Annotated in this window: 13 protein-coding genes and 1 pseudogene; 9 read left to right on the top strand and 5 right to left on the bottom strand. The window is 53.9% G+C overall.

The genetic code is table 11. The features are described from left to right. Positions 1–58 precede the first annotated feature (58 nt). Positions 59–340 (top strand): hypothetical protein, encoded by a 282-nt coding sequence (locus tag PLU01S_RS15175; protein ID WP_010797770.1) that lies wholly within the window; start codon positions 59–61, stop codon positions 338–340. Positions 341–410: 70 nt separating this feature from the next. Then, entirely contained in the window at positions 411–1,391 is a 981-nt protein-coding gene (locus PLU01S_RS15180) for a L,D-transpeptidase family protein (protein ID WP_010797771.1), read from the top strand. Positions 1,392–1,484: 93 nt separating this feature from the next. Here the strand turns inward: PLU01S_RS15180 and PLU01S_RS15185 are convergent, their stop codons facing one another. Next, positions 1,485–1,736, bottom strand: coding sequence for an Lpp/OprI family alanine-zipper lipoprotein (locus PLU01S_RS15185; RefSeq protein WP_026003970.1), 252 nt, complete (start codon positions 1,734–1,736; stop codon positions 1,485–1,487). A gap of 458 nt (positions 1,737–2,194) precedes the next feature. Between PLU01S_RS15185 and PLU01S_RS15190 the strand changes: the two genes are divergently transcribed. Beyond that, positions 2,195–2,479 carry a GNAT family N-acetyltransferase gene (locus PLU01S_RS15190; RefSeq protein ID WP_010797773.1) on the top strand — a complete coding sequence of 95 codons (285 nt, stop codon included), beginning with the start codon at positions 2,195–2,197 and terminating at the stop codon, positions 2,477–2,479. A gap of 53 nt (positions 2,480–2,532) precedes the next feature. Here the strand turns inward: PLU01S_RS15190 and PLU01S_RS15195 are convergent, their stop codons facing one another. Further along, positions 2,533–3,609, bottom strand: a complete 1,077-nt coding sequence (locus tag PLU01S_RS15195) for a 3-deoxy-7-phosphoheptulonate synthase (protein ID WP_026003971.1) — start codon at positions 3,607–3,609, stop codon at positions 2,533–2,535. Positions 3,610–3,793: 184 nt separating this feature from the next. On the opposite strand from PLU01S_RS15195, the gene PLU01S_RS15200 reads away from it, so the two are divergent. The 4 genes from PLU01S_RS15200 (at position 3,794) to PLU01S_RS15215 (ending at position 7,112) form a co-directional block, all read left to right on the top strand. Beyond that, the gene (locus tag PLU01S_RS15200; RefSeq protein ID WP_074827414.1) at positions 3,794–4,120 is read left to right on the top strand and encodes a YbbN family protein; all 327 of its coding nucleotides are present in this window, start codon (positions 3,794–3,796) and stop codon (positions 4,118–4,120) included. Between the two features lie 158 nt (positions 4,121–4,278). Continuing rightward, positions 4,279–4,770: a universal stress protein gene (locus PLU01S_RS15205; protein WP_019365963.1), complete on the top strand. Its 492-nt coding sequence runs from the start codon at positions 4,279–4,281 to the stop codon at positions 4,768–4,770. Between the two features lie 84 nt (positions 4,771–4,854). Then, positions 4,855–5,829 (top strand): HTH-type transcriptional regulator CysB, encoded by a 975-nt coding sequence (gene cysB / locus PLU01S_RS15210; RefSeq protein ID WP_074827412.1) that lies wholly within the window; start codon positions 4,855–4,857, stop codon positions 5,827–5,829. 125 nt (positions 5,830–5,954) lie between these two features. Then, positions 5,955–7,112, top strand: coding sequence for an aldose epimerase family protein (locus PLU01S_RS15215; RefSeq protein WP_074827410.1), 1,158 nt, complete (start codon positions 5,955–5,957; stop codon positions 7,110–7,112). Here the strand turns inward: PLU01S_RS15215 and PLU01S_RS15220 are convergent. Next, positions 7,102–8,064, bottom strand: a complete 963-nt coding sequence (locus PLU01S_RS15220) for a LysR family transcriptional regulator (RefSeq protein ID WP_074827408.1) — start codon at positions 8,062–8,064, stop codon at positions 7,102–7,104. The two genes, PLU01S_RS15215 and PLU01S_RS15220, sit on opposite strands and share 11 nt — an antisense overlap. Positions 8,065–8,174: 110 nt before the next feature. On the opposite strand from PLU01S_RS15220, the gene araD1 reads away from it, so the two are divergent. After that, positions 8,175–9,170 carry an AraD1 family protein gene (gene araD1, locus PLU01S_RS15225; RefSeq protein WP_074827406.1) on the top strand — a complete coding sequence of 332 codons (996 nt, stop codon included), beginning with the start codon at positions 8,175–8,177 and terminating at the stop codon, positions 9,168–9,170. Positions 9,171–9,382: 212 nt separating this feature from the next. Next, positions 9,383–10,969, top strand: a complete 1,587-nt coding sequence (locus PLU01S_RS15230; RefSeq protein ID WP_074827404.1) for an aldehyde dehydrogenase (NADP(+)) — start codon at positions 9,383–9,385, stop codon at positions 10,967–10,969. Between the two features lie 45 nt (positions 10,970–11,014). Here PLU01S_RS15230 and PLU01S_RS15235 read toward each other — a convergent pair whose 3' ends face one another. Further along, on the bottom strand, positions 11,015–11,728 hold the full coding sequence (locus PLU01S_RS15235; protein WP_074827402.1) for a FadR/GntR family transcriptional regulator: 714 nt from the start codon (positions 11,726–11,728) through the stop codon (positions 11,015–11,017). Between the two features lie 86 nt (positions 11,729–11,814). Further along, positions 11,815–12,223 (bottom strand): annotated as a pseudogene (locus PLU01S_RS15240) (dihydroxy-acid dehydratase); the annotation flags it as partial.

The raw sequence follows: 12,223 nt of genomic DNA on the forward strand, positions 1-12,223 counted from the left end.
CCTGCTTTTCAGGTCAACGCCTTTCCGTTAAGGTTGCGCCCCCCTTCTGGAGCCTCAAATGTCGCGTCACGCCTGGTCCTTGTTTGGCTTTCAACTTATCGTGCCTGATTCACAGCTCGATCTGTTCGCCTGCCGGACAACACGGCTGCACATCGTTGCACGCCAGCTTGAGCTAGGCGGACATGCCGATCGCACATTGTGCGGCAGCCTTCTCCCGGCCGAGCCCAAGTTTCAGCCATTGGCTCGGCATTGGCTGAGACACTCGCAGTTATGCCCCCAGTGCATGGAACGTCTGGAAGCAGATAAACGGGGTGAAGTGGGTACTGTTTCGTTCCTCTGAGGTCTCACGACCTTATAGGCGCAGTGTTACACTGACACTATTTACAGCATTCTTTTCAAAGGATTTTTCGATGTTGTCTCGCGCATCATCTATCGCCTGTTTATCGCTTGCCGTTAGTCTGACTGCCGGTACGGCTTGCGCCCTGGAATTGCCGCTTCCACCGCCTGGTGAAGATATCGTGGGCGAGGTGCAGGTTATCAAGGCCGCCTACGAAGACACATTTGCAGACCTCGGTGAGAAGTACGATCTTGGCTATTCGGAGATGGTGGCAGCGAACCCGGGCGTTGATGCCTGGTTGCCAGGGGCGGGTACCGAAGTAGTTCTGCCTACACGGTTCATCCTGCCGCCTGGGCCGCGTGAAGGGGTTGTCATTAATCTGGCTGAGTACCGTATGTACTACTACCCCAAAGGGGGTAATACGGTTTTCACCTACCCATTGGGAATTGGACGTGAAGGATGGGGGTCGCCTGTTGGGACTACCCGAATCACCGCCAAGACCAAGGACCCCAGCTGGTATCCGCCTGCATCGATTCGTGCCGAGCACGCCGCCGATGGTGATCCGCTTCCTGCCGTGGTTCCGCCTGGGCCGGACAATCCGCTTGGACCCTACAAGTTGAACCTTGCGCTACCAGGTTATCTGATCCACGGTTCCAACAAGAAATTTGGTATCGGCATGCAGGTCAGCCACGGCTGTTTCCGGATGCTGAATGAGGATCTCAAGGAGTTCGTTGGAATGGTTCCGGTGAACACCCCTGTACGCATCATCAACGAGCCTTACAAGTTTGGTATCAGCCAAGGCAAGCTGTATCTGGAGGCGCATGAGCCGCTCTCGAGCGAAAATGGCAAGCCGGCCATGATCGACCAGCACACGGCTGTAGTGAATGCCATGATCCGTCGCGAGGACTTGAGTGGTCACGCTGAGCTGAACTGGGAATTGGTAAAGGACATCGTCACGGCGCAGGATGGTCTGCCCGTAGAGGTGGCTGCTACCATCAATCAGGCTTCTCAAACTGCTGCGACTGCCGCTGATCAGCCTGCTGCAGCGCTATAAAACAGTGTGGCAACAAAAAGCCCGCCAAAATGGCGGGCTTTTTGTTGCTCGCAAAAGCCGACCCGAGAGTCGGCTTAACAGGTCAGAGACCTATTATTTGCGGCTGGCTTTTTCCAGCATACGCAGAGCGCGCTCGTTAGCTTCGTCAGCAGTCTGCTGAGCTTTCTGAGCAGCAGCCAGAGCGTCGTCAGCATGACGATAAGCTTCGTCAGCACGAGCCTGAGCGCGAGCAGCAGCGTCTTCAGTAGCGGTCAGACGGGCTTCGCTTTCTTTGGAAGCGTGGCTGCAACCAGTAGCCAGGGCAGCTGCCAGAGCCAGAGCGGCAAATTTCAGAGCGTTGTTCATCATTATCCCCTTGAGGTGGACTTCCATATAGAGTGCAAATTTCCCAGCGGAAAATTGCGCGCTACATACTACTCATAACGTGTAGTAAGTAAACTGAGCGAATGCAAGGTTCGCGAGTTTTTTTCACTTTCCCTTTCATAAGCTCGATAAATTGACATTGCGTTGCTTAAAAAGTGTCCAAGGGTGACTGATGACGGGTTTTCTGACGGTATAAGGAGCGCGACTAAGGCAAACAGTTACAAGGCTAATGGGTTGTATTAATGCAAACTTCAACGCACTATTAAGCTCTTAGTCTTGCGCCAGATGCTCGTTGTATTAAGCCTAAGGTCATGATTGTTGTGCGATGGCCGGCCCGAACGGGGCAGCCATTTCTGTAGTCTGAAAATAGGCTCGGCAGCAATGTCGCTTCCCAATAAGAGAGATAAGGCGGGTAATCGGTTTTCCGCCAAGGAGCAGATATGAACGAGTCGTTTTCAATCGACCACGACCTCTCATCTCACCAATTTGTCATCCACGTCGATGGGCAGCGCGCGTATCTTGCCTATATGGATCTTGGTAAGCAGACCATGGATTTTTACAGAACCTTTGTGCCCGATAATCTGCGGGGCAGGGGAATAGCCGCAGCGTTAGCCGAACACGCACTGACTTACGCGGAGTCACGTGGCTACAGCGTCATTCCATCCTGCTCCTATGTCGAGCGTTATATCGAACGGCGTCAGCAGAAGCTAACGGCTCCTCACTAATCGACAGGCATAAAAAAGCCGGGTAAAGAACCCGGCTATAAGAAGACTGGCAATCAATCGCGCTTGCGCTTGGGCAGTACGTCCTTGAGCTTGTTATGCATGCTCATGATGCTCTGTTCCGTCATTTCCCAATCGATGCAGGCATCTGTAACCGAAACGCCGTATTTCAGTTCGTTGAGATCCTTAGGAATCGGCTGGTTGCCATAGCCCAGATGGCTCTCTACCATCAATCCGATAATGGACTGGTTGCCTTCGATTATCTGGTTGGCAACGTTATCCATTACCAGCGGCTGCAGTGAGGCATCCTTGTTAGAGTTTGCATGGCTGCAATCCACCATGATATTAGCCTTGACCTTGGCTTTGCTTAATTCACGTTCGCATACCGCAACGCTGACCGAGTCGTAGTTCGGTTTGCCGTTACCGCCGCGCAGAACCACATGACCGTAGGGGTTACCTTTGGTTTGCACGATCGAGACCTGTCCCTGCTGATTGATGCCGAGGAAACGATGTGGGTTTGAGACCGATTGCAAGGCGTTGATAGCAACGGTCAGGCTGCCATCGGTGCCGTTCTTGAAGCCAACGGCCGATGAAAGGCCGGAAGCCATTTCACGGTGCGTTTGGGACTCCGTGGTCCGGGCGCCAATTGCAGACCAGCTGATCAGGTCCTGAAGATACTGTGGTGAGATGGGATCTAGTGCTTCGGTGGCAGTAGGCAAGCCTTTCTCGGCCAGCTCCAGCAGCAATTGGCGACCAATGTGCAAACCATCCTGAATCTTGAAGGAGTCGTCCAGGTAGGGATCGTTGATAAGCCCTTTCCAGCCGACTGTCGTCCGCGGCTTCTCAAAATACACCCGCATGACAAGGAAGAGGGTATCGGAAACTTTTTCGGCCAGAACCTTCAGGCGGTCGGCGTACTCGTGGGCTGCCTTGATGTCATGAATGGAGCAGGGGCCAATCACGACAAAAATCCGATGATCCTTGCCATCAAGGATATCACGCACCACCTGGCGACCCTGAGCGACTGTCTTGGAGGCGCTTTCGGTCAAAGGAATCTCTAGTTTGAGTCGCTCAGGCGTTATCAGGGGGTCGTTTGATACGACGTTTAGGTCATTTATAGGTAAATCGGCCATAGTGTTCTCGGAGGCCACGGTGCCTGCTTGGGCATAACCGGCTGGCGTTACGCGGTAAAAGGTGGACAAGAGGCTAACCATAACGTGTCTTCATAGGAGGCGACAATGGCCTTTTCCGGTTCGAGAGACGAAGCGGCCTGTTGCGTCCTTGAATGTCTTGACCAGTACGAAATAGCGAGGCTTTGTGGAATTAAGCGATCTTGATGCGGATCAGGCGTTGTTGGCGCTTTCGGGAGTAACGTTGCTTATCTTCACCAGTGAAGGGTGCTCAAGTTGCCGGTGGGCGCGAGAGCGCTTGCCGGAGATGAACTTGCCATGCGATCAAATCGCCTGGGTCGATGCGGAGCGAAACGGAGGAATGGTGCAGCGCTATGAGGTATTTCACTTGCCTGCTCTGTTCGTAGTACGTCAGGGGCTATTTTATGGCGGGCTGAAAACGCGGATGACCGAGTCTGAATTGAATCAGGGAATTCTGGCTTGTCTGAGCCGTGATGCTGATGATTTACCTTGATGAGAGAAGTGTGATGTTAACTAACCAAGTTCGCAAATTAAGGCATTTACCAGCATTTTGCACGGCGAAGTGGCAATACGCTGCTACGCTTTCCTGTGATGAATAAGAATTCGGCATGTCGTATGACGGCCATCCACGTCAGTAGTTGAGGGGGCCAATTGATCCAATCGATTCTTTATGCAACTGATCTGGGCATCTACTCATCCTCTGTCTTGCAGCATGCGCTTTCCTTGGCGCGAGCGCATGATGCTAAGTTGTATGTCGTACATGCAGTTGAACCCTTGGGGTTGTTCGCTGACTCGATTTTGCAAACCTATATGGATGCCTCCACGTTGGCACAATTGAACAAGCAGGGTTTCAATACCGTTTTAGCCAATATTGAGCAGCGCGTGATTGAGTGTCTGCGCGATGAAATGGGGGAGACTGCGCAGGAGTTTGACCGTATCCGCTTGGTGCGGGTCGTTCAGGGAGATCCCGCTCAGGTCATTCTTGATCAGTCCCATGATCTGGCTGTCGATTTGATTGTGTTGGGCAGTCATAGTCATGGCAGCACTTGGGATACACCGCTGGGACGTACTGCAGGTAAAGTTCTGCAAATGGCGGATGTGCCTGTCTATCTTGTACCCATGTTGCAGCATCGCAGCCATTGATAATTACCAATGGCTATAAATATTTTCGTAGTGCGTTAGTATAGGTTATAACAACGGTGCTGTTAGCTATAGCAAGGAGCCATCATGAAGCTTCAGCAATTGAGGTACATATGGGAAGTGGCGCATCACGATCTCAATGTTTCTGCAACAGCGCAAAGCCTGTATACCTCCCAGCCAGGCATCAGTAAGCAGATCCGGTTGCTTGAGGATGAGTTGGGGGTAGAGGTGTTTGCTCGCAGCGGCAAGCACCTGACACGCATTACGCCAGCGGGTGAGCGGATTATCCAGACCGCTGGTGAGATCCTGCGTAAGTGCGAAAGCATCAAGCAGATCGCTCAAGAGTTCTCCAACGAGAAGAAAGGCACGCTTTCAATCTCCACGACGCACACCCAGGCCCGCTATGCCTTGCCGGATGTGATCAGTGATTTCATGAAGCAGTATCCGGATGTCGCCCTGCACATGCAGCAGGGTACACCTATGCAGATTGCTGAAATGGCAGCAGATGGCACAGTTGATTTTGCCATTGCAACGGAAGGCCTTGAGCATTTTGGTGATCTGATCATGCTGCCCTGCTATCGATGGAATCGATGTGTCATCGTGCCCCATAGTCACCCCTTGGCCAAAGTGCCCAAGCTCACCCTGGAAGCCCTGGCCGAGCATCCCATCGTCACCTACGTATTCGGTTTTACAGGTCGTTCCAAGCTGGATGAGGCCTTTAGCCGGCGAGGATTGGAGCCAAAAGTCGTTTTCACCGCAGCCGATGCCGACGTTATCAAGACCTATGTAAGGCTCGGTCTGGGGGTGGGAATCGTGGCGGATATGGCGGTTGACCATAAGCTCGACAGTGACCTTGTTGCGCTGGACGCCAGTGAATTGTTCGAGGCCAGCATTACCAAGATCGGCTTGCGTCGGGGGACCTTCCTGCGGGGATATATGTGTGACTTCATTAGTCGTTTCGCCCCGCATCTGACGCGTGAAGTCCTGGTGCAGGCGATGCAGTGCCATAGCCGCCAGGAAGTTGAAGACCTGTTTGCTGAAGTCACATTGCCGACCTACTAGACTCGCTTAATCATCGTATGAAAGAAAGGGAGTCACTTCGTCTCATTTTGTGTCAGAGTGGCGGGGTGAGCTTTCCAGCAGCTCACAGGTGTCCCTTACAAGAAAAACAATACGAGGTTCATACGATGAAAGTGTCCCGAAAGTCTGCTGTTCTGCTAGGTATAGGTTTCGCTCTTATGTCCGGACTCTCCCAAGCCAGCTCGTTGCATGTTGATCGTGCCCCGTTCGGGTCACTTCCTGATGGCCGTGCCATCGAGCGCTATACGTTACAAAACAGCAACGGAATGCGAGTTGGCATCATTACTTATGGCGGTATCGTTCAATCCATTGAGGTGCCCGATGCAAAAGGGCATATGGAAGATGTCGTTCTAGGTTTTGATGATGTGAAAGGCTATCTGGATAACGGCACCGTTTACTTTGGTGCGCTGATCGGCCGATTCGGCAATCGCCTGGCCAAAGGTAGGTTCGAGCTTGATGGCAAGACGTATCAGGTGCCGATCAATAATGATCCAAATGCGCTGCATGGCGGACCGGAAGGCTTTAATACCAAGGTATGGCAGGCCAAGCCTATCGAGGGCAAGGATTGGAAGGGCGTATCGCTTAGCTATGTTTCGTCTGATGGTGAGATGGGCTTTCCAGGCACGCTCACTACTACTGTGCGTTATACCCTCAACGAGCATAACGAGTTGCAGATCGAATATACCGCAACGACGGATAAGCCTACGGTAGTCAACCTGACCAATCACAGTTATTTCAATCTGGCGGGCGCTGGCAACGGGACCATTCTTGACCAGAAGGTGACTATCCATGCGTCCAAGTTCACCCCGATTGATTCAACGCTGATTCCGACCGGAAAACTGGCTGAGGTGAAGGGTACGCCCATGGACTTTGTCCATCCGACTGCTATCGGTGCGCACATTCGTGACAACGACCAACAGCTGAAATATGCCGAGCCCAAACAGGGTGGCTTTGATTTCAACTGGGCATTTGATAAGCCGGGGCAGCTCGATGCCGTAGCGGTTACGGCTTTTGATCCATCATCCGGGCGGCGTCTGGAGATGTATACAACCGAGCCGGGCGTGCAGTTTTATACCAGCAACTTCCTGGATGGCACCATCAAGGGCAAGCAGGGCAAGGTTTATCCGCACTGGGGAGCGTTTACGCTGGAGGCTCAGCACTTCCCCGATGCACCAAACCAGCCCAACTTTGCCAGCACTCGCTTGAATCCCGGCGAGACATACAAGCAGACTACCATCTACAAATTCTCGACCCTCAAGCAGTAATCTTCTGTCTATGGGGCTGCACCGTCAGCCCCATATCCTGTCTTAATTCCTCAATCAGCATTTTGGCCGGTGCGGTGACGTCCATGCCTTGGCGAATGACTACGCTATAGGGCTCGCTGTTGATTTGCAGGTCAATGGAAAACCGCTTGAGCAGGCCAAAGCGTTCACTGAAGAGCGCTACATCGCTAGGCATCACAGCCAGAAGGTGCGGATCCTCCTGCAACAGGCTAAGCATCGTGAACGTAGAGGCCGTTTCGATGGGATAGCGCGGAAAGTCGAGCCCTGCAAGGCGAAACTGCTGTTCGAGCGCGAGGCGCATGGGCATGTTGGAGGGATAGACAACCCAGCGATAGCCTGTCAGCTCGTCCAGACTGGAAAGTGATGCGTTGGCCAGCGGATGGTTGGGATGAGCCACCAGCGCCAGGCTTTCTGGATGTTCGATCAGCTTTTCATACGCATCAGGCCGGGTGCTTACGCTGGTTCGGCAAATCACTACGTCTACCCGCCCTTGGTCGAGAAGGGCAAGCAGTCGCGCGCTGGTGTCCTCCGCGATATGAATCGACAGTTCCGGCTGTTTCTGGCGAAGCCGATTGAGCGACTGCATGAGCAGCGGCACCGCACCCATGATAACGCCAATGGACAACCGGCCACCCTGACCATGCAGGATGCCAATCATTTCTTCCCTGAGGTGGGCAATGTCGGACTGAATAAGGCGCGCATACCGAATCACGCAGCGTCCCAGATCGTTAGGCACCAGTCCCTGACTGGTACGTGTAAAAAGGGTGGCGCCTAGTGTCGCTTCAATTTCATGGAGGGCTTTTGTTGCACCCGGTTGAGTAATAGCAACCTGCTCGGCAGCCTTGTGCAGTGAGCCATGCTCCTCAAGGGCAATGAGAAGCTTGAGCTGACGTACGCGTAGGCGCGATGAAATGGAATTCAAAGATGGAATCATGGGAATAACCAAAGGTTATCACTTAATCAGTACCTCTCATTAGGCAGCGTTCTGCGCGCGCCGTAAAGTATGCGCTATCCATTCAGCCCATAACGATAAGAGCAAACCCCATGAGACTGATTCAATTTGAGACTTCAGAAGGCCAGCGCCATGTAGGAGTGGTTGAAGGCGAGAATCTCCAGATTGTACGTAATGTTCGCACGACACGTGAGCTGGCACTGAATGCAATCCGAAACGGACGTGATCTGGTTGCTGAGGTCCAGGCGCAGGGTACCGAGCCAGGGCCGAGTTATGACAGTGTGCTTGAAGCCCGTCGCGTATTACCTCCGCTGGATCATGACGATACGGCCCACTGCCTGGTTACCGGAACCGGGCTTACGCATCTGGGCAGTGCTTCTACGCGAGACAAGATGCATCAGCACAACAATCAGGACGAAGCCAAGTTGACCGACAGCATGCGTATGTTCAACTGGGGACTTGAAGGCGGACGACCTTCGGCCGGTGAAGTGGGGGCGCAGCCAGAATGGTTCTACAAGGGTGACGGCAGCATTGTTGTCCGTCCGGGCGAGGATTTTTCCCTTCCCGAGTTTGCCGAAGATGCCGGTGAAGAGCCTGAATTAACCGGCCTGTATGTCATCGGTGATGACGGGGAACCTTATCGGGTAGGTTTTGCGCTGGGAAATGAGTTTTCCGATCATGTCATGGAACGGAAAAACTACCTTTATCTAGCGCACTCCAAACTGCGCTGTTGCGCATTTGGGCCTGAATTACGAGTAGGTGAGCTGCCTCGCCACCTTTCAGGTATGAGCCGGATTCGCCGTAACGGTGAGGTCCTTTGGGAAAAGGAATTTCTTTCAGGCGAAGAGAATATGTGTCACAGCCTGGCGAATCTTGAATATCACCATTTCAAGTACAACCAGTTTTTGCGTCCGGGCGACGTACATGTACATTTTTTCGGAACGGCTACACTGTCCTTCGCTGACGGTATCAAGGCGCAGCCGGGAGATCGGTTCGAAATCAGCATGCCTGAATTCGGTAAACCTCTGATCAATGGCATCGCTTCCCATAAGCCGGATTTCGTAATAGGCAACATCAAAGCGCTATAACTTTCTGAACATCAAGTGCTTTAAACGTGGGTTGTCAGCTAAATCTGCCTTCATAAGAGGCCGGTTAAATCACTAAATTGCTATGTTGTATGATGACTTAAAGTTCGACAGGATGTACCTTTAGTGCCTGACACCGATGTTCTTCTCATTTTATCTGCGTGAGCATTGGCTCGCGCAGTGTCCTGAAACCCTTTATGGTCAAGGAGTTAAGCATGCAGATCACAGGACATAACTATGTTGGCGGAGCGCGTAGTGCTAAAGGCGAAACTATCGTCTATAGCGTGGATGCGACCTCTGGAGAACAGTTATCGTATAAGTTCTATCAGGCTACGCCTGAAGAAGTTGATGCTGCTGCACGTGCTGCGCAAGAGGCTTATCCCATCTATCGCAGCCTGAGCGCTGAAAAGCGTGCCAGCTTTTTGGAGGCCATTGCAGACGAACTGGACGCGCTGGGTGACGATTTCGTGCAGCTGGTTTGCCGCGAAACCGCATTGCCTGCTGGCCGTATCCAAGGCGAGCGTGGACGCACCAGTGGACAGATGCGCCTATTCGCTCAGGTCCTGCGTCGTGGTGATTTCTACGGGGCGCGCATCGACCGTGCCTTGCCTGACCGCAAGCCGCTGCCTCGTCCAGACCTGCGCCAATACCGTATCGGTCTTGGTCCAGTAGCCGTATTCGGTGCAAGCAACTTCCCGCTGGCATTCTCTACCGCAGGCGGCGACACCGCTTCGGCGCTGGCTGCCGGTTGCCCGGTTGTGTTCAAGGCCCATAGTGGTCACATGGGAACAGCTGAATATGTGGCTGAAGCCATTGTTCGTGCGGCTGAGCGTACTGGCATGCCGGCTGGTGTTTTCAATATGATCTACGGCGCTGGCGTCGGCGAGCAGCTCGTCAAGCACCCAGCCATCCAGGCGGTCGGTTTCACGGGCTCGCTGCGAGGTGGTCGCGCACTATGTGATATGGCTGCTGCACGTCCTCAGCCGATCCCGGTCTTTGCTGAAATGTCCAGTATCAACCCGGTTCTGCTGATGCCTGAAGCACTCAAGCAGCGCGGCGATAATGTGGCTAACGAGCTGGCCGCTTCGGTCGTGTTGGGATGTGGTCAGTTCTGTACCAACCCGGGCCTGATCATTGGCATTCGCTCGCCGGAGTTCTCTGCATTCCTGGAGCGTTTCGCCGCGACCATGAATGACCAGCCGGCGCAGACCATGCTCAATGCAGGCACCCTGAAGAGCTATGTCAAAGGTCTCGAGCATTTGAATGCTCACTCCGGTATTACTCATCTTGCCGGTGCAACCCAGCAAAATAACAATCAGGCTCAGCCACAGTTGTTCAAGGCTGATGTCAGCTTGCTGCTGGAAGGTGATGAGTTGTTACAGGAAGAGGTTTTTGGCCCAACTAGCATTGTGGTAGAAGTTGCCGATAAGGCCGAGCTGATTCGCGCATTGCATGGCCTGCATGGCCAGCTGACCGCGACGCTGATTGCCGAGTCGGGTGACTTGGAAACCTACGGTGCTGAGCTGACAGCTGTGCTTGAGCAAAAAGCAGGGCGCCTGTTGATCAATGGTTATCCAACCGGCGTAGAAGTCTGTGACTCCATGGTTCATGGTGGCCCTTACCCGGCAACGTCCGATGCTCGCGGAACCTCCGTAGGTACGCTGGCCATCGATCGCTTCCTGCGCCCGGTCTGCTACCAGAATTACCCGGATGCACTGCTGCCTGAGCCACTCAAGAACGCTAACCCGCTGGGTATTGCCCGTCTGGTTAACGGCGTTACGACACGCGATGCGCTGAGCTGATCGCTCCGTTAATGAAAGCCCCGGCGCGCCGGGGCTTTTTTATGGCTATTCGCCCTCTAATACCAGTGTAAGAGCCTTACGTGCGTCTTCCAGTTGTACCAGGGTGGCATGTTTGGCACCCAGGGCATCGCCATGTTGAATAGCCGTCAGGATCGCTTTATGGCGGGGAAGGGCGAACTCATGAAGGTTGGGACGCCTGTTTGATTGCTTGAGCGATTCGCGCAATGCCAGCGATAGCATGTTGCAGAGGTTAGCCAAGAGGTCATTGTGAGTGGCTTCGGCAATTTGACTGTGGAAATCCAAGTCCGGTTGTAACCACTCTTCCGGCGTCTTGGCTGCTTCCATGCGCTGATAAGCGTTCTCAATGGCCGCTACGTCATCAGGTGTGGCATGCGTAGCAGCAAGCGCGGCGGCTGCGGGCTCTATAATGCAGCGCACGCTTGAAAGCATGTTGAAGAAATCGTTTTGTGGCGTCGTTTCCATCAGCCAGTGCAGTACGTCGGGATCAAGCATATGCCATTCGCGACGAGGCCTGACAACCGTGCCCACCTTGGGTTTGGAGTAGACAAGCCCTTTGGCTACCAAGACCCGGGTTGCTTCGCGCAGCACCGGGCGGCTGACAGCATACTCCTCGCACAGCAACGCTTCAGGCGGAAGCTTGGAGTCTGCAGGAAAGTGGCCAGAAACGATATGCCGGCCCAACTCCTGAACGATTCGGGCATGCATGCTTTTGCGAAGTGAAGGTTTGCGATATTCCATGAGGCGCGACGTGGCGATCCTGTTTCGAGGCCGCGCATCATAACATTCGCCCCTCGCCAATGCGGAAAGGGGCGTTGAGAACGCACTCAATGTGAATGTCTCGGCACCTCGGAGCCACGGCAGCCGACGAGGAAGTCGAAATCGCAGCCCTCATCGGCCTGCAGCACGTGGTCCACGTACAGCTTGCGATAACCGCCACCGAGCAGGTTGGCGTTCGGGTCCTGCCAGTCCGCCAGGCGGGCCTGCAGCTCTTCATCGCTGATATCCAGGTGCAGACGGCCGTTCTCGCAGTCCAGCTCGATCATGTCACCGTCACGCACAACCGCCAGCGGACCCCCTGCCGAAGCCTCAGGCGCTACGTGCAGCACCACCGTCCCATAGGCCGTCCCGCTCATGCGCGCATCGGAAATACGCACCATGTCGGTAATGCCCTTGGCCAGCAGCTTGGGCGGCAGACCCATGTTGCCCACCTCAGCCATGCCCGGATATCCCTTC

Origin of the sequence: Pseudomonas luteola NBRC 103146 (assembly GCF_002091675.1) — a bacterium.
In the GTDB taxonomy this organism is placed as follows: domain Bacteria; phylum Pseudomonadota; class Gammaproteobacteria; order Pseudomonadales; family Pseudomonadaceae; genus Chryseomonas; species Chryseomonas luteola.